The sequence below is a fragment of the Luteimonas sp. MC1895 genome (assembly GCF_016457215.1).
GTDB lineage: Bacteria > Pseudomonadota > Gammaproteobacteria > Xanthomonadales > Xanthomonadaceae > Luteimonas.
In genome coordinates this window covers 227622-251691 of sequence record NZ_JAEMDY010000001.1, presented here as the reverse complement: position 1 = coordinate 251691, position 24070 = coordinate 227622, and the positions used below count along the sequence as shown (strand labels likewise).

Genomic DNA, 24070 nt, shown 5'->3' with positions numbered 1-24070 from the left:
GATGGAACACTCTGCCGAGGGGGCGGCTGCCGGGGGCGTCGACGGAACCGTGCGCGCCGACGGCCTGGTCGGATTCTCGGTACGGCGCCGGGTGACGGTGGCGATGGTGACGGTCAGCATGCTGCTGTTCGGACTGATCGCGCTCGGCAACCTCAAGGTCAACCTGCTGCCGGACATCAGCTATCCGACGCTGACCGTGCGCACCGAATACACCGGCGCCGCGCCGCAGGAAATCGAGACCCTGGTCAGCGAGCCGGTCGAAGAGGCCCTGGGCGTGGTCAAGGGCGTGCGCAAGCTGCGCTCGGTCTCGCGCACCGGGCAGAGCGACGTGGTGCTCGAGTTCGCCTGGGGCACCGACATGGACCAGGCCAGCCTCGAGGTGCGCGACAAGCTCGACACGCTGGCACTGCCGCTCGAGGTCGAGCCGCCGGTGCTGCTGCGCTTCAACCCGTCCACCGAGCCGATCCTGCGCCTGGCGCTGAGCGCGGGCGAGGGCGACGGCGATGCGTCGCGACAGCTCACCCTGCTGCGCCGCTACGCCGACGACGATCTCAAGAAGAAGCTGGAGCCGGTGACCGGCGTCGCCGCGATCAAGATCGGCGGCGGTCTCGAGGACGAGATCCAGGTCGAGCTCGACCTGCAGGCGCTGGCACGCATCGGCCTTGCGCCGGATGCCGTGGTCCAGCGCCTGCGCGAGGAGAACATCAACCTGTCCGGCGGGCGCCTCGAACAGGGCACCCAGCGCTACCTGGTGCGCACCATCAACCAGTTCGCGACCGTGGACGAGATCCGCGGGATGCTGGTCGCCACCCAGTCGGGTGGCGGCGGTGCCGGCGGCGCGGACGAGGTGGCGCGCATCGCGGCCGCCTCGGGCGACGCCTCGGTGATGGCCGCGGCGATGTCGGCACAGAGCGCGGCTGCGGCCTCCAACCGGGTCGTGGCGGACGGCCGCGCCGTGCGCCTGGGCGACGTCGCCGAGGTCCGCCAGGGCTGGAAGGAACGCGAGGCGATCATCCGCCTGGACGGGCGCGAGGCGGTGGAGCTCGCGATCTACAAGGAAGGCGACGCCAACACCGTGGCCACGGCGGCGGCGGTCGACGAGCGCCTGCAGCGGATCCGCAAGGAGCTGCCGCCCGGCGTGGCGCTGGACGTGGTCGACGACCAGGCCCGTTTCATCCGCGCCGCGATCTCCGACGTGCGCACCGACGCGCTGTTCGGCGGCACGCTGGCGATCCTGGTGATCTTCCTGTTCCTGCGCAGCGGCTGGAGCACCTTCGTGGTCGGCATCTCGCTGCCGGTCTCGATCATCACCACCTTCTTCTTCATGGACCAGATGGGCCTGAGCCTCAACGTCATGTCGCTGGGCGGCCTTGCGCTGGCCACCGGCCTGGTGGTCGACGACTCGATCGTGGTGCTGGAGAGCATCGCCAAGGCGCGCGAGCGCGGGCTTGGGATCATCGACGCGGCCATCGCCGGGACGCGCGAGGTCGGCATGGCCGTGGTGGCGTCCACGCTGACGATCATCGCGGTGTTCCTGCCGCTGGTGTTCGTCGAGGGCATCGCCGGCCAGCTGTTCCGCGACCAGGCACTGACCATCGCGCTGGCGGTCGGCATCTCGCTGGTGGTGGCGATGACCCTGATCCCGATGCTGAGCGCGCTGAAGTCGCCGGCGCCGATGGCATTCCAGGAAGAAGAGCCGCATCCGCCGTGGCGTCCGACGTCGCGCTGGCAGCGTCCGTTCGCGGCGGCGTCGCGCTGGACGGGCCGCTCCATGCGTGGCGCCGCGTTCGGCCTCTCCTGGGTGCTGATCCGCGCCGGACGGCTGCTGTCGACGGTGGTCGGCCGGCCGATGGGCGCGGCCAGCCGGATGGCGATGGCGCCCTACGACCGTGCCGAGCGCGGCTACCTGCGCGTGCTGCCGGGTGCGCTCGCGCGGCCACGCCTGGTGCTGGGCGTGGCGGCTGCCGCCTTCGTCCTCAGCATGGCGATCGTGCCGACGCTGGGCACCGACCTGATCCCGCAGCTGGCGCAGGACCGGTTCGAGATGACGATGCGCCTGCCGCCCGGCACGCCGCTGCGCGAGACCGACGCCATGATGCGTCGCGTGCAGCAGGCGCACGCGGACGACGAGGGCGTGTCCGTGCTGTTCGGCGTCAGCGGCACCGGCACGCGCCTGGACGCCAACCCCACCGACAGCGGCGAGAACGTCGGCAAGCTGTCGGTGGTGATGGAGGGCGGTGGCAGCGAGGCCGTGGAGGCGCGGCTGACCGAGGGCCTGCGCGAGACGATGCAGGGCCAGGCCGGCGCGCAGGTGGACTTCAGCCGGCCGGCGCTCTTCAGCTTCTCCAGCCCGCTGGAGATCGAGCTGCGCGGCCACGATCTCGACCAGCTCGCCGCCGCCGGCGGCCGCCTGGCCGAGCTGCTGCGGCAAAGCCCGAACTACGCCGACGTGAAATCGACGGTGGAGCAGGGCGCGCCCGAGATCCGCATCGTCTTCGACCAGGAACGCGCCGGGGCGATGGGCCTGACGACGCGCCAGGTGGCCGACGCGGTGGTCAACTCGGTGCGCGGCGAAGTGGCCACGCGCTACGACTTCCGCGACCGCAAGATCGACGTGCTGGTGCGCGCTCGCGAGTCCGAACGTGATTCGGTGCGCGCCATCCGCGACCTGATCATCAACCCCGGCGCGGCGCGCCCGGTGCGCCTGTCGACCGTCGCCGACGTGGTCGCGACCACCGGCCCGAGCGAGATCCATCGCGCCGACCTGGGCCGGGTCGCCGTGGTGTCGGCCAACCTGCGCGACATCGACCTGGGTGCCGCGGTGCAGGACGTCGAAGCGCTGGTGGCCGCCAATCCGCTGGGCGCCGGCATCGGGATGCACATCGGCGGCCAGGGCGAGGAGCTGGCGGAGTCGATGTCCTCGCTGCTGTTCGCCTTCGGCCTGGCGATCTTCATGGTCTACCTGGTGATGGCCTCGCAGTTCGAGTCGCTGCTGCACCCGTTCGTGATCCTGTTCACCATCCCGCTGGCGATGGTCGGCGCGGTGCTGGCGCTGCTCATGACCGGCAACACGATCTCGGTCGTGGTGTTCATCGGCCTGATCCTGATGGTGGGCCTGGTGGTCAAGAACGCGATCATCCTGATCGACAAGGTCAACCAGCTGCGCGAGGCCGGGGTGGCTAAGCGCGATGCCCTGGTGGAGGGCGCGCGCTCGCGCCTGCGGCCGATCGTGATGACCACGCTGTCCACGCTGTTCGGCTTCATGCCGCTGGCCCTGGCCTTCGGCGAGGGCGCGGAGGTGCGCTCGCCGATGGCGATCACGGTGATCGGCGGCCTGCTGGTGTCGACCCTGCTGACCCTGCTGGTGATCCCGGTGGTCTACGACCTGCTCGACCGCCGCGGCGACGCCTGGTACCTCGAGCGTGGCCGCCGCGCGCGCATCGCCGCCGGCAACGACACCGATGCCGATCGCGAATCCGGCGGGCTGCCGGCATGACCGTCGCCGAGTTCAGTCTGCGGCGGCCGGTCACCACGGTGATGCTGTTCGTGTCGCTGGTGGTGGTCGGGCTGATCGCGGCCTTCCGCCTGCCGCTGGAGGCGCTGCCCGACGTGTCGGCGCCGTTCCTGTTCGTGCAGCTGCCCTACGAGGGGTCGTCGCCGGAGGAAGTGGAGCGCAACCTGCTGCGTCCGGCCGAAGAGGCGCTGGCCACGATGACCGGCATCAAACGGATGCGCGGCCAGGCCGATGCCAACGGCGCCGGCGTGTTCCTGGAGTTCCGCGACTGGAACCGGGACATCGCGATCACCGCGTCCGAGGCGCGCGAGCGCCTGGATGCGATCCGCGACGAGCTTCCCGACGACTTCCGCCGCTACTTCGTCTTCAAGTGGTCGAGCGGCGACCAGGCGATCCTGCGCGTGCGCCTGGCCGGCGACGTCGACTTGTCGGCGTCCTACGACCTGCTGGACCGGCTGCTCAAGCGGCGCATCGAGCGCGTGCCCGGTGTCGCCCGGGTGGAGATCAACGGCGCGCCCGCCAACGAGGTCGAGATCGCGATCGATCCGGACCGGCTCAACGCGCACGGCGTGGCGCTGAACACGCTGGCCGAGCGCCTGCGCACGGTCAATTTCTCGGTCTCGGCCGGCATGCTCGAGGACGGCGGCGTGCGCCTGCGCGTGCAGCCGCAGGGCGAGATCGCCTCGCTCGACCAGCTGCGTGAACTGGTCATCGACCAGGCCGGGTTGCGCCTGGGCGACGTCGCCGAGGTGCACCTGAAGCCTGCGCGCATGGAGTACGCGCGCCGTCTCGACGGGCGCAAGGCGGTGGGCCTGGAGGTGTTCAAGGAGCGCGATGCGAACCTCGTGGAGGTTTCGCGCGGGGCGCTGGCCGAGCTGCGTGCCGCGGCGGACGAACCGGGCCTGGAAGGCATCGACTTCAAGGTGATGCAGGACATGGGTGACACCGTGACCAGCTCGCTGATCGAGCTGGCGGAAGCCGGCGCCGTCGGGCTGCTGCTCTCGATCGCGGTGTTGTTCTTCTTCCTGCGCCACTGGCCGTCGACGCTGATGGTGACGCTGGCGATCCCGATCTGTTTCATCATGACCCTCGGGTTCATGCATTTCTTCGGCGTCACCCTCAACGTGCTGAGCCTGATGGGCCTGCTGCTCGCGGTGGGCATGCTGGTCGACAACGCCGTGGTGGTAGTGGAGAGCATCTACCAGGAGCGCGAGCGCGATCCGGGCAACCCGGTGCGGGCCTCGCTGGCCGGGACGAAGCACGTCGCCATCGCGCTTTCGGCGGGCACCCTGTGCCACTGCATCGTGTTCCTGCCCAACCTGCTGGGCGAGGTCAACGACATCAGCATCTTCATGGCCCAGATCGCGATCACCATCTCGGTGTCGCTGCTGGCTTCGTGGCTGGTCGCGGTCAGCCTGATCCCGATGCTCTCGGCGCGCATGCGCACGCCGCCGGCGCTGGTGGAGAAGGGCGGCGCGATCCGCCGGCTGCAGGACCGCTACGCGCGACTGCTGCGCTGGACCCTGGCGCACCGCGGCTGGAGCGTGGCGGGCATCGTGCTGGTGGTCGCGCTGAGCCTGGTGCCGATCAAGGGCACCACCTTCGACATGTTCGGCGGCGGCGACCAAGGCGAGATCCAGCTCTACTACAAGTGGAACGGCGGCTACACGCTGCCGCAGATGTCGGAGGAGGTGGCGCGGGTCGAAGCCTTTCTCGAGGACAACCGCGAGCGCTTCCGCATCACCCAGGTCTATTCGTACTTCAGCGAAGGCGACGACGCCGGAACGTTGATCACCTTCGAGGATGGCATCGCCGACGTGCGGCCGCTGTCGGAAGCGATCAGCAAGGAGCTGCCGAAGTCGGCACGCGCCGAGGTCGGCGTCTCCGGTCCGGGCGGGCAGGGCGGTGGCGGGGGTGGCATGGGCCAGAACGTCAGCGTGCAGCTGGTGGGCGACAGCGCATCGGTGCTGCGCGAACTGGGCGATGGGCTGGTCCCCATGCTCGAGGCCCGGCCGGAGCTGCGCGACGTGCGCATCGATGGCGGCGCCAGCACCGATGAACTGGCGGTACGCGTCGACCGCGACCGCGCCGCGGCCTTCGGCTTCAGCGCGCAGCAGGTGTCGTCGTTCGTGTCGATGGCACTGCGTGGCACCCAGCTGCGCGAGTACCGGAGGGAAGAAACCGAGGTGCCGGTCTGGGTGCGCTTCAGCGGCGCGCAGGAGTACGGGCCGGCCGACATCGCCGGGTTCATGGTGCGCTCGCCGGACGGGCGCCAGGTGCCACTTTCGGCGATGGTCGACCTGGAGGTGACGCCTTCGGCGACCCAGATCACGCGCCACGACCGCCAGACCGCGCTCGGCGTGCAGGCCAACCTGGAAGGCGAGGCGACGATGGAGGAGGCGCGCAAGGCCATGGAAGCCGTGCTGGGTTCGGTGTCCCTGCCGCCGGGCTATGGCCACTCGTTCTCCGGCAGCGGTTTCGAGGAAAGCGAGCAGGCGGTGCAGCAGATGCTGTTCAACTTCGTGCTGGCGCTGGTGATGATCTACGTGGTGATGGCGGCGGTGTTCGAGTCGCTGCTGTTCCCGTCGGCGATCATGAGCTGCGTGCTGTTCTCGATCCTCGGGGTGTTCTGGCTGTTCTGGATCACCGGCACCTCGTTCACGATCATGGCCTTCATCGGCATCCTGGTGCTGATGGGCGTGGTGGTGAACAACGGCATCGTGATGGTCGAGCACATCAACAACCTGCGCCGCCGTGGCCTGTCGCGCACCGATGCGCTGGTCGAAGGCAGCCGCGAACGCCTGCGCCCGATCCTGATGACCATGGGCACGGCGATCCTGGCGATGGTGCCGATCTCGCTCAGCGAGACGGTGGTGCTGGGCGGCCTTGCGTATTCGCCGATGGCGCGCGCGGTGGCCGGCGGCCTGGCGTTCTCGACCGTGGTCAGTCTGCTGTTCCTGCCGACGATCTACGCGATCCTCGACGACCTGGCCAACGGCACCTCGCGCCTGCTGCGGCGGGCGCGTGGGCCAGGCAGGGAAGGCCGGGTGGCGGACGCGGCGGCCTGAGGCGATCGCGGCTGTAGCCGCTCCTGCAGGAGCGGCTCGCCGGGCAGCGACACCGGCGACCCCGACCCGGCGCCCCGCTGTAGGAGCGGCTACAGCCGCGATCGGGCTGGCCTCAGGCGAACACCTTGCCCAGGATCCTCAGCCCGCCCGTCCACACGCCGATCGCGGTGCCCAGGCTGGTCAGGAAGAAGTTGAGCAGCACCCGCGCGACGCGGTTGCGCCACCAGCCGCGCGCGGTGTTCACGTCCTCGCGCAGCGCCATGAAATCGGCGTAGGTCGGCTTGCGGAGCGCCGCCTCGACCACCGCGCTGACCGTGCCCGACGCCAGCGCCGGATGCAGGGGCGTCAGCGGCGAGGCCACGAAGGCCGACAGGATGCTCAACGGGTGGCCGCCCGCGATCGCGCAGCCGAGCGCACCCAGCGTGCCGGTGACCAGCACCCACTGCAGCATCAGGTCCGTGCCCACGTCCAGGCCGCCCTGCCAGAAGCCCCAGGCGAAGCCGCCGATCACCACGGTGGCGATCACCAGCTCCATCCACGGGACGCGCGACTTCGGCTTCACCTCTTCCAGTGACTGGCGCACCTGCGCGGGCGGCGCCACGTCGTCGCGCAGGTGGTTGGCCAGGCCCTTGAGGTGTCCCGCGCCGACCACGGCCAGCACCTCGCGCGCGCCTGCCGGCACCTCGCGCAGGCGTGCGGCCATGTAGCGGTCGCGCTCGGCGATGATCACCTCGTAGAGCTCGGGGGTCTCGCCGGCGAACTCGCTGAAGCTCGACTCCAGCACGTCGCCCTGCTTGAGCCGCTCGATCTCGTCCTCGCCGACCTCGTCGCTGGACAGCAGCCCCATCAGCAGGCTGGCGCTGACCTTGGCGCGGCCCCACCAGCCCAGGCGCTGCATGGCGCGCTTGAAAGTCACGCCGACGTTGCGGTCGATGAGCTGGAGCGACAGGCCGCGTGCGTTGGCGTCGGCGGCCGCGGCCTTGAGCTCCGCGCCGGGTTCGACGCCCATCTGCTCGGCCAGGCGGCGCTGGTAGGCGGCCAGCGCCAGGTTGGCGGCAAACAGCGGGGTCTTGCCCTCGCGCAGCACCTTGACCAGGTCCATCCGTCCCAGCGCCTCGGGATCGGTCATGGCCTGCAGCCGCTGCTCGTCCAGCTCGACCGCGACCGTGTCATAGGCGCCGGTGGCGATCGCCGCGCGCACTGCATCGACGCTGGCGCGCGAGACGTGGGCGGTGCCCAGCAGGGTGTAGCGCACGCCGTCGCGCTCGACGATGGTGTGCGGCTGGCTGGCAAGGTCGAAGCCCGCGCCGGCAGGTCCGGAGGCGTCGGCGCGTGGGGCGGCGGGGCCGGGCCCTGCGTCAGGCAGGGCGGGAGTGTCGGTCATGGAAGTCCGTGGTCGCGCGCAGGCGCGTCAGTCGCGGTAGCGGCGCAGCAGGTCGCCGTAGGCGTCGATGCGGCGGTCGCGCAGGAAGGGCCAGATGCGGCGCACGTGCTCGCTGCGGCCCAGGTCGACCTCGCAGGTGAGCACGGTGGCATCGCCGCCGGCCTCGGCCAGGAACTCGCCCTGCGGTCCCAGCACGTGGCTGTTGCCCCAGAAGTCGATGCCCGACGCGCCGACCGGCGACGGCTCGTGGCCGACGCGGTTGCAGCTCAGGACCGGCAGGCCGTTGGCGACGGCGTGGCCGCGGTGGCTCAGGATCCAGGCGTCGCGCTGGCGGTCCTTCTCTGCCTGGTCGTCATCCGGATCCCAGCCGATGGCCGTGGGGTAGAGCAGCAGTTCGGCGCCGGCCAGCGCCATCAGGCGTGCCGCCTCGGGATACCACTGGTCCCAGCACACGAGCACGCCGAGCCGGCCGACCGAGGTGTCGATCGGCTCGAAGCCGAGGTCGCCCGGGGTGAAGTAGAACTTCTCGTAGAAGCCCGGGTCGTCGGGGATGTGCATCTTGCGGTAGCGGCCCGCGGTCGAGCCGTCGGCGTCGAAGACCACGGCCGTGTTGTGGTACAGGCCGGTGGCGCGCTTCTCGAACAGCGAGCTGACCAGCACCACGCCATGCTGCTTCGCCAGCGCGCCCAGGCGCTCGGTGCTGGGGCCGGGGATGGTCTCGGCGAGGTCGAACGCGTCCACGCACTCGTGCTGGCAGAAATAGGCGCCGTTGTGCAGCTCCTGCAGCAGCACCAGCTTCGCGCCCTGGCGCGCGGCTTCGGCGACGCGGGCCTCGATCACCTCGAGGTTCTCCGCGGCGCTGCCGTGGTTGCGCTCCTGGACGAGCGCGACGGGAAGGGTCTTCGTGGTCATGGCAGGGCCCCTGTGGCGATGATGCAGGTGAGCCGGCCATTGTAGGCCGGCCCGCCTGTCCCTCAGGTAAGGCCGGCGGGCAGCTGCATCGAGATGCAGTGCAGGCTGCCGTTCTGCCAGATCAGCGCGCGGCAGGGCACCTGGACGATCTCGCGCCCGGGATGGGCCCGGGCCAGCACGGCGGCCGCCGTGTCATCGGCCGGGTCGCCATAGGCCGGCATCAGGACCGCGCCGTTGATGATCAGGTAGTTCGCGTAGCTCGCGGCGAGGCGCCGGCCGCCGTCGAGGACCGGCTGCGGCCAGGGCAGCGGGAACAGGCGGTAGCGACGACCGTCGACGGTGCGCAGCGCCGCGATCTCGGCCGCCATCGCCGACAGCTCGGCATGGTGCGGATCGGCCGGGTCGTCGCAGGCCTGGAACACGATGGCGTCGTCGGGGGCGAAGCGGGCGAGGGTGTCGACGTGGGCGTCGGTGTCGTCGCCCTCCAGGTAGCCGTGCTCCAGCCAGAGCACGCGCTCCTGCCGCAGCCATGCCCGCAGGCGCTGCTCCAGGTCCTCCCGGCTGGAGGACGGGTGCCGCTCTTGCAGGCAGCGCCAGGTGGTCAGCAGGCTGCCCGCCCCGTCGGTTTCGATCGCTCCACCTTCCAGTGCAAAATCAATCGATTGCACCGAACTCCTGCGGAAGATTCCAGCTTCGTGGAGGCGCTGCACCAGCTGGTCGTCCTCGCTGGCCTCGAACTTCCCGCCCCAGCCGGTGAAGCGGAAATCCAGAAGCGAGAACTCCTCCGCCCCGACCAGGGTGACCGGCCCGGTGTCGCGCAGCCAGGTGTCGTCATAGGGCAGGGTGATGAACCCGACCCGGGCCATGTCGATGCGGTTGGAGGCCAGCCGCGCGCGCGCATAGGCCTCGACGTCCTCGTCGGCCACGCAGACCAGCACCGGCTGGAACCGGGTGATCGCCGCGACGTGGGCGATATAGGTCTCCTCGACGTCGCCCAGGCGCTCGGCCCAGTCGGTGCCGGCGTGCGGCCACGCGAGGAGGATCGCGGACTGGGGCTCCCACTCCGCGGGGAAACGCAGGGTCTGCAAGGTCATTCGCTCAGCGGATCGGCGGCTTGGGACCGGTCTCGCCGGCTGCGGCCTGGTTGGCGACCGCGTCGATCACGCGGCTGTTCTCGAAGTACACGGTGAACGCGGGATAGCCCCAGCGGTGGATGGTCGGCCACTGGCGCTTCTGGCCGCCGCGGGGATCCATGCGCTGGGCAGGCGCGCCGAAGCGGGCCTCGACCTGCGACATGGTCATGCCGCGCGCGGGCATGGCGACGGCCGCCTCGTGCTGGACGCGCTCGATGAGCAGGGTGTCGGCACGCGCTGCGCCGGCAGCGGCGAGCAGGGCGGCGGTGGTCAGTGCAATCGTCAGGCGCATCTTGGTCTCCCCGGAGGCTGCATCGCTTGCAGCCGCAGCGTTTTAACAGATCGCGCGTGTCCGGTCGTGGATGCCTGGCCGAACCGGGCGCCCGGTCACGCGAACCGACGGCGGCGAAAACGCGGAAGGCCGCATCGCTGCGGCCTTCCGGGCGTCGCTGGTGGCTGCCGCATGCGATGCACGCGCAGCCGCCCTGGCAGCCTGCTCAGCGCTGGCGGGCCTTGAAACGCGGGTTGGACTTGCAGATGACGAAGATCTTGCCACGGCGACGAACGACCTTGCAGTCGCGGTGACGGGCCTTCGCCGACTTCAGGGAGGACAGGACCTTCATGACGAACCTCTGAATATGGGTGGGGCAAACAAGCCGGCAATTCTAGCGGGCCCGGTGGCCCGGGATCAAGTACTTGCAGGGCGCGCCGTGCGGGCCGGTCTAGAATGGCCACCCCCCACGGAGACCATCATGACCCAGCCCGCCATCCCGGTATTGACCATCGACGGCCCCTCCGGCTCCGGCAAGGGCACGATCAGCCGTGCCGTGGCCGCGCGCCTGGGCTGGCACTACCTGGACTCGGGTGCCCTGTACCGGGCGGTCGGGGTGGCCGCCGGATGGGCCGACCTTGACCTGGACGATGCCGGCGCCCTGGTGCGCTGCGCCTTCGACACCGAAATCGGCTTCCGCGACGATCCCCACGGGGAACCCCGGGTGCTGGTCAACGGCCATGACGCGACCGACGAGCTGAGGACGGAGACCGCCGGCGCCGCCGCTTCGGCCATCGCCGCGATCCCGGAGGTCCGGTCGGCGCTCAAGGAGCGCCAGCGCGCCTTCCGCCAGCCCCCCGGACTGGTCGCCGACGGGCGCGACATGGGTACGGTCATCTTCCCCGATGCCGCTTGGAAGGTGTTCCTCACCGCGAGCGCCGAGGAGCGTGCCGAAAGGCGCTATAAGCAGTTGAAGGACAAGGGGGTTTCGGTTACCTTGGACGGTCTGCTGCGGGAGATCCTGGCCCGCGACGCGCGCGATGCCAGCCGCGCGGTGGCACCGTTGCGACCGGCGGAAGACGCCGTGCGCATCGACACCACCGGCCAGGGCATCGCTGTCGTGGTCGAACGCGTCCTGGCCCTCGTGCCCGGCCTCGTGGACTGAGCCCCCGCCGCAGATGGCCCCGCGTGGCAGACGCCGCGCGGATTTTCCGTTTCCAACCAGCACTCACGGCAAGGCGCAATCCCGCGCACGCCGACAACGGGTGGACCGGTCAGGCGCGCTGCGCGCACCCGGTCTGTTTCATCAACAGAGTATTTTTCCAATGACCGAATCATTCGCAGAACTGTTCGAAGCCAGCCAGGCGAACCTCGCCAAGCTGAAGCCCGGCTCGATCGTCACCGGCACCGTGATCCAGGTGCGCACCGACGTCGTCGTCATCAACGCCGGCCTCAAGTCCGAAGGCATCGTGCCGATCGAACAGTTCCGTAACGACGCCGGCGAGATCGACGTCGCCGAGGGCGACATCGTCAAGGTCGCGCTCGATTCCCTCGAGAACGGCTTCGGCGAGACCGTGCTGTCGCGCGAGAAGGCCAAGCGCGCCATGGTGTGGGACGAGCTCGAGGAAGCCCTCGAGAAGAACGAGACCGTCACCGGCAAGATCAGCGGCAAGGTCAAGGGCGGCTTCACCGTCGACATCAAGGACGTCCGCGCATTCCTGCCCGGTTCGCTGGTCGATGTGCGCCCCGTGCGCGACCCGGTGTACCTGGAAGGCAAGGAACTCGAGTTCAAGCTCATCAAGCTCGACCGCAAGCGCAACAACGTGGTCGTCTCCCGCCGTGCGGTGGTCGAGAGCGAGCACTCGGAAGAGCGCGAGCAGCTGATGGAGAAGCTGGTCGAGGGCGCCGTGCTGAAGGGCGTCGTCAAGAACCTGACCGACTACGGCGCGTTCGTCGACCTCGGCGGCATCGACGGCCTGCTGCACATCACCGACATGGCCTGGAAGCGCGTGCGTCATCCGTCCGAAGTCGTGGAAGTGGGCCAGGAGCTCGACGTCCGCGTGCTCAAGTACGACCGCGAGCGCAACCGCGTCAGCCTCGGCCTCAAGCAGCTGGGCGAGGATCCGTGGGACAACATCGCCCGCCGCTACCCGTCCAACACCCGCGTGTTCGGCAAGGTCTCCAACGTCACCGATTACGGCGCGTTCGTCGAGATCGAGCCGGGCGTCGAGGGCCTGGTGCACGTGTCCGAGATGGACTGGACCAACAAGAACGTCAACCCGGCCAAGGTGGTGCAGGTCGGTGACGAGCTCGAGGTCATGGTGCTGGACGTCGACGAAGAGCGTCGCCGCATCTCGCTGGGCATCAAGCAGGTCACGTCCAACCCGTGGGAGACCTTCGCGGCCATCCACAAGAAGGGCGACAAGGTCGAAGGCCAGATCAAGTCGATCACCGACTTCGGCATCTTCATCGGCCTGGACGGCGGCATTGACGGCCTGATCCACCTCTCCGACATGAGCTGGAACACCAGCGGCGAAGACGTGGCGCGCGAGCTGAAGAAGGGCGACACCCTCGAGGCCGTGGTGCTGGCGGTGGACCCGGAGCGCGAGCGCATCAGCCTGGGCGTCAAGCAGCTCGAGCAGGATCCGTTCGGCCAGTTCATGGCCAACCATCCGCGCGGCTCCAAGATCACCGGCACCGTCAAGGAAGTCGACGCCAAGGGCGCCGTGATCGAAGTGGCCGATGGCGTGGAAGGCTACGTCGCCGCCCGCGACATCGCCGACGAGCGCGTCGATGACGCCACGCAGTTCCTGAAGGTGGGCCAGGCCATCGAGGCCAAGTTCACCGGCATGGACCGCAAGGGCCGCACCCTTCAGCTGTCGATCAAGGCGAAGGACGAGGCCGAGGTGGCCGAGACCCTGGCCGAGTACAACCGTGCTTCGGCGGATGCTTCCAGCGGCACCACCAAGCTGGGCGCGCTGCTGCGCGAGCAGCTGGACAGCAAGTCCGAGTAATACCTGAAGTATCCAGCGGCGACCCGGTGCGAGCCGGGTCGCCGTTGGCTTGTTCGAGGGTGGCCAGGGGGCACATGACCAAGTCCGAACTCATCGAGATCCTGTCCCAGCGCCAGGGGCACCTCAAGGCCGACGACGTCGACCTGGCGGTGAAGTCGCTGCTGGAGATGATGGGTGGTGCGCTGGCCAACGGCGAACGCATCGAAGTCCGCGGTTTCGGCAGCTTCTCGCTGCACTACCGTCCGCCCCGTACCGGGCGCAATCCGAAGACCGGCGAGGCCGTGGCCCTGCCCGGCAAGCACGTTCCCCATTTCAAGCCGGGCAAGGAGCTGCGCGAACGCGTCAGCGACGTCATGCCGCTCCCGGTCGACGACTGATGGGCCTCATCCGCGGCTGACTGCGGGCCCGTGGCCGGCTAAGCTAGCCGCCCATGCGTCCGATCCGCATCCTCATCGGCATGCTGTGCCTCGTTGCAGGCGTCGCGGTCGGTGCACTCAATCCCCAGACGGTCGAACTCGACCTCGGCCTTGCCGTGTTCCGGCCGACGCTGGGCCTGGCATTGCTGGGCACGCTGCTCGCAGGCGCACTGGTCGGCGGGCTGGCGACGATGGCCTCCATCGTGCCGTCCCTGCGCAGGCGCAGGCAGGCGCCCACCCCCCACGCACCGGATGCGAACTGATGGCCTTCATCACCGAGTGGTTCTGGTTTTTCCTGCTGTTGCCGATCGCGGCCCTGTCGGGCTGGGTGATCGGCCGCCGTGGCGGCGAGCGGCACAGCGACAGCCAGGTCAGCAAGCTCTCCACCACCTATTTCCGTGGCCTGAACTACCTGCTCAGCGAAGAGCCGGACAAGGCCATCGAACTGTTCCTGCACATCGCCGAGCTCGACAAGGACACCTTCGAGACCCAGATCGCGCTGGGCCACCTGTTCCGTCGGCGCGGCGAGGTCGACCGCGCGATCCGCCTGCACCAGGGACTGGTGCAGCGGCCCGACCTCAACGACCAGCAGAAGGTCCAGGCCCTGCTCGCGCTTGGCGAGGACTACATGCGTTCGGGTCTCCTCGACCGTGCCGAGACGGTGTTCACCGAGCTGGCCGCGCTCGACCAGCGCGCACCGCAGGCGCTCAAGCACCTGATCGGCATCTACCAGGCCGAGCGCGACTGGCCCAAGGCGATCGAGAACGCGACCCGCTACGAGCAGGTCACCGGCGAGCCCATGGGCAAGCTGATCGGCCAGTTCGAATGCGAGCTCGCCGAGCGGCTGCGCGTGGCCGGGGACCGCGAGGGTGCCCGCGCGGCTGTCGCGCGCGCCTATGCCGCGGATTCGAGTTCGGTGCGCGCCGGCATGCTCGAGGGCCGGCTGGAGCTCGACGCCGGCAACGACGCCGCCGCCATCCGCGCCTACGAGCGCGCGGCCCGCCACGACGCCGACTTCCTGCCGGAGATCCTGCCGCCGCTGCGCTCGGCCTACGACCGCGTCGGCGATCTGCCCGGTGCCCGCGCCTTCCTCACCGAGATGAGCGAGCACTACCGGGGCGTGGCGCCGGTGCTCGCGCTCACCCACCTGGTGGAGGCGGAGGAGGGCGTGCCTGCCGCCCGCCGCTTCCTCGCCCAGCAGCTCAAGGACCGGCCTTCCGTGCGCGGCGAAGCCGCCCTGATCGAGCTCACCCTGGCCGAAGGCGGCAACGAGGCCGCGACCCTGCACGAGCTTCGCCACATCACCGACCAGCTGCTGGTCCGCAACCCCGCCTACCGCTGCAACCGCTGCGGCTTCGGCGCGCGCAGCCACCACTGGCAGTGCCCGTCCTGCAAGGAGTGGGGCAGCATCAAGCCGCTGCTCAACTACGCCGTGGTCTGAGCGCATGGGCGGCGCGGACTGGAACGGCCTGCTGCCGTGGCTGGCGGTGGTCGCGGCAATCGCCGCGGCTGGCGCCTGGCTGGCGCGCGCCTACGCCCTGCGCCGTGGGCTGATGGACCTTCCGGGTGAACGCCGCAGCCACAGCGTGCCGACGCCACGGGGTGGCGGAATCGGCATCACCCTGGCCTGGATCCTGTCCTGCGGCCTCTTCGGACTGTCGGGACGGATCCCGGCCGCGCTGGCGCTCGCGGCCGCCGCGGCCAGCCTCCTGGTGGCGGCGGCCGGCTACGTCGACGACCACCGTCCGCTCTCGCCCTGGTGGCGGCTGGCGGCGCACGTGGGCGCCGGGATCCTGCTCGCGGCGGGCGTGCTCGCCGTCCACGGTGCGCCCTGGCTGGCCCTGGCGGCTATCGCCGCGGTGCCGGTGCTGGTGAACGTGTGGAACTTCATGGACGGGATCGACGGCATCGCCGCCAGCCAGGCCGCGCTGGCCGCGCTCGGGCTGGCGGGGCTGGCCACGCTCTCGCCGCACGCCGCCGGCGGCCTGGCGCCGGCCGTGGCGCCGGCGCTGGTGCTCGCGGCGGCCTGCATCGGATTCCTGCCGTTCAACTTCCCCAGGGCACGCATCTTCTTGGGCGATGTCGGCAGTGGCACGCTGGGCGTCGCGCTGGCCGTGGTCGTGCTGCTGCTGCTCCAGGGAGCCGGGCCGGGTCAGGCAGCGGGAATGCTTGTGCTGGCCGTCCTTCCGTTGTCGGCCTTCCTGATTGACGCGGCTTTGACGCTCGGCGGGCGCATGGTGCGTCGCGAGCAGTGGTGGACGCCCCACGTCAGCCATGCATACCAGCGCCTGGCGGGCCGGGTCGGGTGGCATGTCCCGGTGACGCTGGCCTATGCGGGGTGGACCATCCTCGCGGCCATCGTGGCGGGAGCGGCCTCTGCCGGCGGCTTCGCCGCTAGACTAGCGGTTTGCGCGGGCATCCTGGCCGCCGGAACCCTTGCATGGCGCGCCGCGCGTGGCGCGGGTGCACGAGAGCAGAAGGATAGGCCCAGAGGATGACCAGCCTGAACGACCGCATCCGGACCAGCCTGCCGCGGGCCTCGGTGGTGCTGCACGACGTGTTCATGGTCTGGCTGACCTGGGCTGGCCTGAACCACTTCCGCCAGTCGGCGATGGACCAGGTGGCGTCCACGCCGCTGCTGTCGCCGGAGATGCTGCTGATCCTGATCGTGCAGGGCCTGATCTTCTGGCAGGTCGGCCTGTATCGGGGCGTCTGGCGCTTCGCGAGCATCCCCGACCTGGTGAATATCGTGAAGGCCAGCCTGTTCGGCCTGCTCGCGATCCTGCCCCTGCTGTTCTTCGTGTTCGACCGCGCCGGACAGGTGCCGCGGACGGTGATGCTGGCCTATCCGGTCGTGCTGTCGGCGCTGCTGGGCATGCCGCGGCTGCTTTACCGGGCCTGGAAGGACCACGGCAACGAGCGCACCGACAAGGCGGCGCTGCGGGTGCTGATCCTGGGCGCGGGGCAGGCGGGCGAGGCGCTGGTGCGAGACCTGCGCAGGGTCGGTGCCTACCAGCCGGTCGGATTCCTGGACGACGCGGCCAAGCTGCGCGGCAGCCATGTGCAGGGCCTGCCGGTGCTCGGAAAGATCGAGGACGTGGGCGAGATCGCGCCGGAAACCGCGGCCCGACTGCTGGTGATCGCGATGCCCTCGCTGGACGCGACCGCCATGCGCCGTGTGGTCGCGGCCTGCGAGCGCACCGGGCTGCCCTTCCGCACCGTTCCCCGCCTCAACGACCTGCTGGAAGGCCGTTCGCTGCCGGGCGAACTCAAGGAGGTCGCGATCGAGGACCTCCTCGGCCGCAAGCCGGTCACGCCGGACTGGAAGGCGATCCGCGGCTGGCTGGGTGGGCGCAGCGTGCTGGTCACCGGCGCCGGCGGCTCGATCGGGGCCGAACTGTGTCGCCAGTGCGCCCGCCACGGCGCGCGCCAGATCATCCTGATCGAGATCGACGAGCTGGCGCTGCTGACCATGCAGAACGAGCTGCGCCGGGACTTCCCGCAGATCGAGTGCCTGCCGGTGCTCGGCGACTGCGGCGATCCGGCGGTGATCCGCCACGCGCTGTCGCTCTCACAGCCCGAGGCGGTGTTCCACGCCGCGGCCTACAAGCAGGTGCCCGTCCTCGAGGCCCAGCTGCGCGAGGCGGTGCGCAACAACGTGCTGGCCACCGCGACCGTCGCCCGGGAGGCGCAGGCGGCCGGCGTCGGCACCTTCGTGCTGATCTCGACCGACAAGGCCGTGGATCCGGTCAACGTGCTCGGCGCCAGCAAGCGCCTGGCGGAAATGGTCTGCCAGGCGATGAACGGGCTCGAGGGCACGCGCTTCGTGACCGTGCGATTCGGCAACGTGCTCGATTCCGCCGGCAGCGTGGTGCCGCTGTTCCGCGCGCAGATCCGCAGTGGCGGGCCGGTCACGGTGACCGATCCGGAAGTCACCCGCTATTTCATGACTATCCCCGAGGCCTGCCAGCTGATCCTGCAGGCGGTGGCGATTGGTGCCCGGCAGGCGGTCTACACACTGGACATGGGCGAACCGGTGTCGATCCGCCTGCTGGCGGAGCAGATGATCACCCTGGCAGGCAAGCAGCCGGGACGCGACATCGCGATCGTCTACACCGGCCTGCGCCCGGGCGAGAAGCTGCACGAAACCCTGTTCCACGCCGACGAACGCTACCGCCCGACGGCGCACCCGAAGATCCTCCAGGCGGAGGCGCGCGGCGTCTCCAGCGAACGGATCACCGCCGCCATGGCGCGCCTGCGCGACGCGGTGTCGAGCTACGACCTCGAAACCCTGGACCAGGCCCTGCGTGACGCCGTCCCGGAATTCGCGCCGCTGGTGCGCGATGACGAACCCGCGGCCGCCACGGTGGTCGCTTTTCCCGCAAGGAACGCCAGACGCACATGAACAGACGCATCCGCAAGGCGGTCTTCCCGGTCGCCGGACTCGGGACCCGCTTCCTCCCGGCCACCAAGACGGTGCCCAAGGAGATGCTGCCGATCGTCGACCGGCCGCTCATCCAGTACGCCGTGGACGAAGCGGTCGACGCCGGCTGCGACACGATGGTGTTCGTCACCAACCGCTACAAGCACGCGGTCGCCGACTATTTCGACAAGGCCTATGAGCTGGAGCAGAAGCTCGAGGCGGCCGGCAAGGTCGAGCTGCTCGAGGTCATCCGCAACGTGCTGCCGCCGAACGTGCGCGCCGTGTTCGTGACCCAGGCCGAGGCCCTGGGCCTGGGCCATGCGGTGCTCTGCGCGAAGCCGGTCGTGGGCGACGAGCCTTTCGCGGTGATCCTGCCCGACGACCTCATCTGGAACCGCGGCCCCGGTGCGCTGAGCCAGATGGCCGATGTCGCCGAAGCGACCGGTTCAAGCGTGATCGCCACCCAGGCGGTCGCACCTGAACAGGTGTCGAGCTACGGCATCGTCGCGACGGATGAATTCAGCGACCGCCGTGGGCGGATCACCGCAATCGTGGAGAAGCCCAGGCCGGGCGACGCGCCCAGCAACCTCGCCGTGGTCGGGCGCTATGTGCTGTCGCCGCGCATCTTCGCCCTGCTGGAGGCCACGGCTCCCGGCGCCGGTGGCGAGATCCAGCTGACCGACGCGATCTCGGCCCTGCTGGCCGAGGAACCGGTGCTCGCGTACCGCTTCCAGGGCACGCGATTCGACTGCGGGACCCACCTCGGCCTCATCGAGGCGACCATCCGCCATGCACTGGACCACGAGGCGCTCAGCGAGGCGGCACAGGGCTTCATGCGCGATGCGCTGGCTGAACTGGGCGTGGTCGACTCCTGATTGGTGCCATCGGTGGTCCGGGTGACATCCTGCGGAAAGCAGGGGTATATTCCGGAGGTCAGGAATGGGGTGAGAGGCCTCATGATCGCTTGACAGCACACCACCAAGGGAGAGACCGCTTCATGAAGCTTGCAACAACTTTCGCGGGCCTGACGCTCGCCATGGCCGCTGCATACAGCGTGCCCACTGCTGCCCAGGAACTGGAAATGCACTCCAACTCCTCGGCGCCTGCTGCGCGTTGCCAGGCCTCGCTGCCGATGTCGGAACTCGCGATCCGAAAGCGCCCGCTCACGATCCAGAATGACAGCGTCGACACCGGTGCGTGGGTCACCTGCGGCTTCGAGTTCGACTCCGGCTACGCGGCCGGCGGCATGGCGACACTGGTCGATGCCTACTTCACCAACTATTCCAGCACCGCGCAGACGTTGAACTGCTCGGGCGTCACCGGCTACGAAGGCGGCGAAAACGAGTACGTCGGTCTCACCCTCGAGCTGGCCCCCGGCGCCACCGGCGAAGACGCCAACCTGTTCTGGTACGCGGACGACTTCGAGGGCGGTGGCATGAGCACCGGCCTGGTCATGATCAACTGCTACCTGCCGCCGGGCGTGGGCATCAATGACAGCTACGTGTACTGGGTCGAAGAAGTAGCTCCGGTCTGAGTTCCTGTCGAAACGGGTGCCGGGAAACCGGCACCTTTTTTTTGCCCTCTGCGATCGCGCACACTGGGGCTTCGCAAATATCTCGGCTGTGCACATGAATCCAGGCACCAGACTTCCGCTCGTTGTCGCCGCCGTCGTGGTGGTGGCCGTCATCGCCGGCACGTTCATCCTGCGGCGTGGCGAGGCTCCCGGCCCCGCGGACGTCCCGCAGTCGACCGCAGCCGCTGCCGCGGATCCCGTGGCGCAGGCGCCCGCGCCGGCGAACCGGAACGCGCGGCCCGCACGCGCATCGGGCGAATCGCTCGAGCAGCAGGTCGCGACCCAGCTCGACCGTCGCGTCGAGTCACGGGCGCAGCACGCCGCGCGCACGCGTGAGCTCAGGGAGCAGTCCGCCGCGCGCTATGCCAGCGAGCAGGTGGATCCGGCCTGGGCACCGCAGAAGGAGAGCCAGCTGACCGGGATCGCGTCGAACGAGGCGTTTGCGCAGGCCGGCGCCAAGCCAACCAGCCTCTCGGTGGACTGCCGCAGCAGCATGTGTCGCGTGGACGGCGCGTTCGAAACGCGGAGCCAGGCCGAGGACTGGGTGATGATGTACATGTCCAGCGTGGGCGGCACGATGCCGAACTCCATCGTGTCGCGCACCCAGGCCGAGGACGGGTCCACGCGCGTCGAGATCTACGGGCGCGCACGCTGAGCGCAGCCATCCCCGCCCGCGCGTTGCACATGTGACCGGATCGAAGGGACGCCAGCGGCGTCCCCTTGATCCGTGTGGATCACAGCGCTTCGAAGATTCCCGCCGCGCCCATGCCGGTGCCGATGCACATGGTCACCATGCCGTACTTCTGCTTCCTGCGGCGCATGCCGTGGACGATCGTGGCCGTGCGCACCGCGCCGGTGGCGCCGAGCGGATGGCCCAGCGCGATGGCGCCGCCGAGCGGGTTGACCTTGTCGGGGTCGAGTTCCGAGTCACGGATCACGGCCAGTGCCTGGGCGGCGAAGGCCTCGTTGAGCTCGATCCAGTCGAGCTGGTCCTTCGTCAGGCCGGCCTGCCTGAGCGCCTTCGGGATGGCTGCGATCGGCCCGATGCCCATCACCTCCGGGCGCACGCCGGCAACGGAGTACGACACGAAGCGGGCGAGCGGCGTCAGGCCGTAATCCCTGATCGCCTGCTCGGACGCCACCAGCACGGCGCCGGCGCCATCGCTCATCTGCGACGAGTTGCCCGCGGTCACGGTTCCACCGAACTGGCCGTTGCGGAACACCGGGCGCAGCTTGGCCAGGCCTTCGATCGAGGTGTCTGCACGCGGGCCTTCGTCCTGCTCGACCAGCAGCTTCTTCAGGCGCACGGCGTTGCCGCCCAGGTCCGGCTGGCGTGAGACGACCTCCAGCGCGGAGATCTCATCGCGGAACTCGCCGGCCTTCTGCGCGGCCAGCGCCTTCTGGTGCGAGGCGAGGGCAAAGGCGTCCTGGTCCTCGCGCGAGACCTTCCACTCCTCGGCCACCTTCTCGGCGGTGATGCCCATGCCGTAGGCGATGGCGACGTGGTCGTCGCGGAACACGGCCGGCGACAGCGCAACCTTGTTGCCCATCATCGGCACCATGCTCATGCTCTCGGTGCCGCCGGCCAGCACCAGGTCGGCGTTGCCGAGGCGGATCTGGTCGGCGGCGAGCGCCACGGCCTGCAGGCCGGACGAGCAGAAGCGGTTGATGGTCTGCGCGGCCACCGTGTCGGGCAGGCCGGCCAGCAGCACGCCAATGCGTGCCACGTTCATGCCCTGCTCGCCCTCGGGCATCGCGCAGCCGATGATGGCGTCGTCGATGCGGTTGACGTCGATGCCCGGCGCCTGCGCGACCACGGCCTTCAGCACGTGGGCGAGCATGTCATCGGGTCGGGTGTTGCGGAACACGCCCTTGGGCGCCTTGCCCACCGGGGTGCGGGTGGCGGCGACGATGTAGGCGTCCTGGATCTGCTTGCTCATTGTCTTGTCCTCTTCGTCGGTCGCGTCAGTTGCGCAGCGGCTTGCCGGTCTTGAGCATGTGCGCGATGCGCGCCTGGGTCTTCTCCTGCTGCGCGAGCTCGACGAAGTGCTGGCGCTCGAGCCGCAGCAGCCAGTCCTCGTCGACCACGGCGTTGCGGTCCACGTCGCCGCCGCTGACGATGGTCGCGATGCGGGTGGCGATCTCGTAGTCGTACTCGCTGATGAAGCGGCCCTCGAGCATGTTCTCCAGCAGCATGCGGAAGGTGGCGACGCCGACGTCGCCGGCCACGCGGATGCGCCGCGCGGGCAGGGGCGGGCGGTAGCCGGTCTCGGCCAGGCCACGCGCTTCCTGCCTGGCGATGTGCAGCAGTTCATGGGCGTTGAACACGACCTTGTCCTGCGCGCGCATCAGGCCGAGTTCCTTCGCCTCGACCGCGGAGGTCGAGACCTTGGCCATGGCGACGGCCTCGAACACCGCCTTGAGTTCGGCGAAGACGTCCCCGTTCGGGCCCGCGGCGTCGGAGGCGCGCACCGCGAACTCCTTCAGGCCACCGCCGGCCGGCAGCAGGCCCACGCCGGCCTCGACCAGGCCGATGTAGCTCTCGAGGTGCGCGACGGTCCGCGCCGAGTGCATCTGGAACTCGCAGCCGCCGCCCAGCGCCAGGCCGCGCACCGCGGCCACCACCGGCACCAGCGAATACTTGATGCGCTGGCTGGTGGCCTGGAAGTTGGCGACCATCGCCTCGAAGGCATCGACCTTGCCGGCCTGCAGCAGGCCCAGCGCGCCGGCCAGATCGGCACCCGCGGAGAAGGGCTCCTTCGGCTGCCAGATCACCAGGCCGGCGAAGTCGCGCTCGGCGCGCGCCACGGCTTCCTGCAGGCCGTCGAGCACCTGGTCGGAAACGGTATGCAGCTTGGTCTTGAACGAGGCCACGGCGATGTCGTCTCCGTCGGTCCACAGGCGGATGCCATCGTTCTCGAACACCGTCTCGCCCTGGGCGAAGGACTCGCCCAGCAGCGGGTCGGGGAAGCGCTGGCGCCGGTAGACGGGCAGGGCGGAGCGGGGCAGGCGGGCGTTCTTCCCGGGGCTGTAGCTGCCCTCGGCGGAATGCACGCCGTCGCGCCCGTCGAACACCCAGTCGGGAAGCGGCGCGTCGCTCATGGCCTTGCCCGCGACGATGTCGTCGGCGATCCACTGCGCCACCTGCTTCCAGCCGGCGGCCTGCCAGGTCTCGAACGGCCCCAGCGACCAGCCGTAGCCCCAGCGGATCGCAAGGTCGACGTCACGCGCGGTCTCGGCGATGTCGGCCAGGTGGTAGGCCGAGTAATGGAAGAGGTCGCGGAACACGGCCCACAGGAACTTCGCCTGCGGGTGCTCGCTGGCGCGCAGGGCGGCGAACTTCGCAACCGGGTCCTTCGTCTTCAGGATCTCGACGACTTCCGGCGCGGCAGCGCGGTCGGCTGCCCGATAGTCCTGCTTCTCCAGGTCCAGGACCATGATGTCCTTGCCGACCTTGCGGAAGATGCCCGCGCCGGCCTTCTGGCCCAGCGCACCCTTCTCGACCAGCGCGGCCAACCACTTCGGCGACTTGAAGTACTTGTGCCACGGATCGTCAGGCAGGGTGTCGGCCATCGTCTTGATGACATGCCCCATGGTGTCCAGGCCGACGACATCGGAGGTGCGGTAGGTCGCCGACTTCGGCCGCCCGACCAGCGGACCGGTCAGGGCGTCGACCTCGTCGAAGCCCAGGCCGCAGTCCTGGGTGTGGTGGATGGTCGCCAGGATCGAGAACACGCCGATGCGGTTGCCGATGAAGTTCGGGGTGTCGCGCGCGTAGACCACGCCCTTGCCGAGCGTGCTGGTCAGGAAGGTCTCCAGCCCCTGCAGCACCGACTTGTCGGTCGTGCGCGCCGGGATCAGTTCGGCCAGGTGCATGTAGCGCGGCGGATTGAAGAAGTGCACGCCACAGAAGCGCGGGCGCAGCTTCTCCGGCAGCGCCTCGGCCAGCTTGTTGATGCCGAGCCCGGAGGTGTTGCTGGCGAGGACGGCGTGGTCGGCGACGAAGGGCGCGATCTTCTCGTACAGGTCCTTCTTCCAGTCCATGCGCTCGGCGATGGCCTCGATGATCAGGTCGCAGTCCTTCAGTCGCTTCAGGCCGAGCTCGTAGTTGGCGGGAATGATCGCCGCGGCCAGGGATTTCGACGCCAGCGGCGCCGGGCTCAGCTTGCCCAGGCTGGCGATGGCGCGGTTGACGATGCCATTGGGGTCGCCCTCTTTGGCGGGCAGGTCGAACAGGACCGTCTCGACGCCGGCGTTGGTGAGATGCGCCGCGATCTGGGCGCCCATCACGCCCGCACCGAGGACCGCGGCGCGGCGCACAAGCAGTTTCTCAGGCATATCGTGCAACTCCTTGATTGGAAT

General features: G+C 69.6%; 18 protein-coding genes and 1 pseudogene. 12 read left to right on the top strand and 7 right to left on the bottom strand.

From position 1 onward, the window contains the following. Positions 1 to 61: 61 nt before the first annotated feature. Together JG616_RS01085 and JG616_RS01080 are read left to right on the top strand one after the other, a co-directional pair. A pseudogene (locus JG616_RS01085) lies at positions 62 to 3496 on the top strand (efflux RND transporter permease subunit); the annotation flags it as partial. Continuing rightward, complete coding sequence (locus tag JG616_RS01080) at positions 3493 to 6582, top strand: efflux RND transporter permease subunit (RefSeq protein WP_199391408.1); 3090 nt, start codon at positions 3493 to 3495, stop codon at positions 6580 to 6582. The pseudogene JG616_RS01085 and the gene JG616_RS01080, both read left to right, overlap by 4 nt. 112 nt (positions 6583 to 6694) lie before the next feature. Here the strand turns inward: JG616_RS01080 and JG616_RS01075 are convergent, their stop codons facing one another. From JG616_RS01075 to ykgO, 5 genes are all read right to left on the bottom strand, one after another. Further along, positions 6695 to 7966: a TraB/GumN family protein gene (locus tag JG616_RS01075; protein WP_199391407.1), complete on the bottom strand. Its 1272-nt coding sequence runs from the start codon at positions 7964 to 7966 to the stop codon at positions 6695 to 6697. Positions 7967 to 7993: 27 nt separating this feature from the next. Next, entirely contained in the window at positions 7994 to 8878 is an 885-nt protein-coding gene (locus JG616_RS01070) for a carbon-nitrogen hydrolase (RefSeq protein ID WP_199362125.1), read from the bottom strand. 62 nt (positions 8879 to 8940) lie between these two features. Continuing rightward, entirely contained in the window at positions 8941 to 9972 is a 1032-nt protein-coding gene (locus JG616_RS01065; RefSeq protein WP_199362124.1) for an agmatine deiminase family protein, read from the bottom strand. Positions 9973 to 9976: 4 nt separating this feature from the next. Further along, entirely contained in the window at positions 9977 to 10303 is a 327-nt protein-coding gene (locus JG616_RS01060; RefSeq protein ID WP_199391406.1) for a hypothetical protein, read from the bottom strand. Between the two features lie 205 nt (positions 10304 to 10508). Continuing rightward, on the bottom strand, positions 10509 to 10634 hold the full coding sequence (gene ykgO, locus JG616_RS01055) for a type B 50S ribosomal protein L36 (protein WP_005409283.1): 126 nt from the start codon (positions 10632 to 10634) through the stop codon (positions 10509 to 10511). 129 nt (positions 10635 to 10763) lie between these two features. On the opposite strand from ykgO, the gene cmk reads away from it, so the two are divergent. From cmk to JG616_RS01005, 10 genes are all read left to right on the top strand, one after another. Continuing rightward, positions 10764 to 11447: a (d)CMP kinase gene (cmk, locus tag JG616_RS01050; protein WP_199391405.1), complete on the top strand. Its 684-nt coding sequence runs from the start codon at positions 10764 to 10766 to the stop codon at positions 11445 to 11447. A 160-nt stretch (positions 11448 to 11607) separates the two neighbouring features. Continuing rightward, entirely contained in the window at positions 11608 to 13296 is a 1689-nt protein-coding gene (rpsA, locus tag JG616_RS01045; protein WP_199362121.1) for a 30S ribosomal protein S1, read from the top strand. A 59-nt stretch (positions 13297 to 13355) separates the two neighbouring features. Continuing rightward, entirely contained in the window at positions 13356 to 13673 is a 318-nt protein-coding gene (locus JG616_RS01040) for an integration host factor subunit beta (protein ID WP_255531823.1), read from the top strand. Between the two features lie 53 nt (positions 13674 to 13726). Beyond that, on the top strand, positions 13727 to 13975 hold the full coding sequence (locus JG616_RS01035) for a lipopolysaccharide assembly protein LapA domain-containing protein (RefSeq protein WP_199362119.1): 249 nt from the start codon (positions 13727 to 13729) through the stop codon (positions 13973 to 13975). Further along, entirely contained in the window at positions 13975 to 15153 is a 1179-nt protein-coding gene (gene lapB, locus JG616_RS01030) for a lipopolysaccharide assembly protein LapB (protein ID WP_199362118.1), read from the top strand. Before JG616_RS01035 ends, lapB begins: the two co-directional genes overlap by 1 nt. A 4-nt stretch (positions 15154 to 15157) precedes the next feature. Next, a complete protein-coding gene (locus JG616_RS01025) occupies positions 15158 to 16210 on the top strand; it encodes a glycosyl transferase (RefSeq protein ID WP_199391404.1) in 1053 nt (350 codons plus the stop codon). Further along, positions 16207 to 18117 (top strand): nucleoside-diphosphate sugar epimerase/dehydratase, encoded by a 1911-nt coding sequence (locus JG616_RS01020; RefSeq protein WP_199391403.1) that lies wholly within the window; start codon positions 16207 to 16209, stop codon positions 18115 to 18117. Before JG616_RS01025 ends, JG616_RS01020 begins: the two co-directional genes overlap by 4 nt. Beyond that, the gene (gene galU / locus JG616_RS01015; protein ID WP_199362115.1) at positions 18114 to 19010 is read left to right on the top strand and encodes a UTP--glucose-1-phosphate uridylyltransferase GalU; all 897 of its coding nucleotides are present in this window, start codon (positions 18114 to 18116) and stop codon (positions 19008 to 19010) included. Before JG616_RS01020 ends, galU begins: the two co-directional genes overlap by 4 nt. 122 nt (positions 19011 to 19132) lie before the next feature. Then, positions 19133 to 19669: a hypothetical protein gene (locus JG616_RS01010; protein WP_199362114.1), complete on the top strand. Its 537-nt coding sequence runs from the start codon at positions 19133 to 19135 to the stop codon at positions 19667 to 19669. A 94-nt stretch (positions 19670 to 19763) separates the two neighbouring features. Continuing rightward, positions 19764 to 20363, top strand: a complete 600-nt coding sequence (locus JG616_RS01005; RefSeq protein WP_199391401.1) for a hypothetical protein — start codon at positions 19764 to 19766, stop codon at positions 20361 to 20363. 79 nt (positions 20364 to 20442) lie between these two features. Here JG616_RS01005 and JG616_RS01000 read toward each other — a convergent pair whose 3' ends face one another. Both JG616_RS01000 and JG616_RS00995 read right to left on the bottom strand, forming a co-directional pair. Further along, a complete protein-coding gene (locus JG616_RS01000; RefSeq protein WP_199362112.1) occupies positions 20443 to 21648 on the bottom strand; it encodes an acetyl-CoA C-acyltransferase in 1206 nt (401 codons plus the stop codon). Between the two features lie 25 nt (positions 21649 to 21673). Beyond that, positions 21674 to 24046: a 3-hydroxyacyl-CoA dehydrogenase/enoyl-CoA hydratase family protein gene (locus JG616_RS00995; protein WP_199391400.1), complete on the bottom strand. Its 2373-nt coding sequence runs from the start codon at positions 24044 to 24046 to the stop codon at positions 21674 to 21676. Between the last annotated feature and the right edge of the window lie 24 nt (positions 24047 to 24070).

Excerpts from the sequence above, each read along its gene's own strand:
- cmk (WP_199391405.1), top strand. The coding sequence starts at position 10,764 with ATGACCCAGCCCGCCATCCCGGTATTGACCATCGACGGCCCCTCCGGC.
- JG616_RS01060 (WP_199391406.1), bottom strand. The coding sequence starts at position 10,303 with ATGCGCCTGACGATTGCACTGACCACCGCCGCCCTGCTCGCCGCTGCC.
- JG616_RS01010 (WP_199362114.1), top strand. The coding sequence starts at position 19,133 with ATGAAGCTTGCAACAACTTTCGCGGGCCTGACGCTCGCCATGGCCGCT.
- galU (WP_199362115.1), top strand. The coding sequence starts at position 18,114 with ATGAACAGACGCATCCGCAAGGCGGTCTTCCCGGTCGCCGGACTCGGG.
- ykgO (WP_005409283.1), bottom strand. The coding sequence starts at position 10,634 with ATGAAGGTCCTGTCCTCCCTGAAGTCGGCGAAGGCCCGTCACCGCGAC.
- JG616_RS01070 (WP_199362125.1), bottom strand. The coding sequence starts at position 8,878 with ATGACCACGAAGACCCTTCCCGTCGCGCTCGTCCAGGAGCGCAACCAC.
- JG616_RS01005 (WP_199391401.1), top strand. The coding sequence starts at position 19,764 with ATGAATCCAGGCACCAGACTTCCGCTCGTTGTCGCCGCCGTCGTGGTG.
- JG616_RS01065 (WP_199362124.1), bottom strand. The coding sequence starts at position 9,972 with ATGACCTTGCAGACCCTGCGTTTCCCCGCGGAGTGGGAGCCCCAGTCC.
- JG616_RS00995 (WP_199391400.1), bottom strand. The coding sequence starts at position 24,046 with ATGCCTGAGAAACTGCTTGTGCGCCGCGCCGCGGTCCTCGGTGCGGGC.
- JG616_RS01080 (WP_199391408.1), top strand. The coding sequence starts at position 3,493 with ATGACCGTCGCCGAGTTCAGTCTGCGGCGGCCGGTCACCACGGTGATG.
- JG616_RS01020 (WP_199391403.1), top strand. The coding sequence starts at position 16,207 with ATGACCAGCCTGAACGACCGCATCCGGACCAGCCTGCCGCGGGCCTCG.
- lapB (WP_199362118.1), top strand. The coding sequence starts at position 13,975 with ATGGCCTTCATCACCGAGTGGTTCTGGTTTTTCCTGCTGTTGCCGATC.
- JG616_RS01035 (WP_199362119.1), top strand. The coding sequence starts at position 13,727 with ATGCGTCCGATCCGCATCCTCATCGGCATGCTGTGCCTCGTTGCAGGC.
- rpsA (WP_199362121.1), top strand. The coding sequence starts at position 11,608 with ATGACCGAATCATTCGCAGAACTGTTCGAAGCCAGCCAGGCGAACCTC.
- JG616_RS01075 (WP_199391407.1), bottom strand. The coding sequence starts at position 7,966 with ATGACCGACACTCCCGCCCTGCCTGACGCAGGGCCCGGCCCCGCCGCC.
- JG616_RS01000 (WP_199362112.1), bottom strand. The coding sequence starts at position 21,648 with ATGAGCAAGCAGATCCAGGACGCCTACATCGTCGCCGCCACCCGCACC.
- JG616_RS01025 (WP_199391404.1), top strand. The coding sequence starts at position 15,158 with ATGGGCGGCGCGGACTGGAACGGCCTGCTGCCGTGGCTGGCGGTGGTC.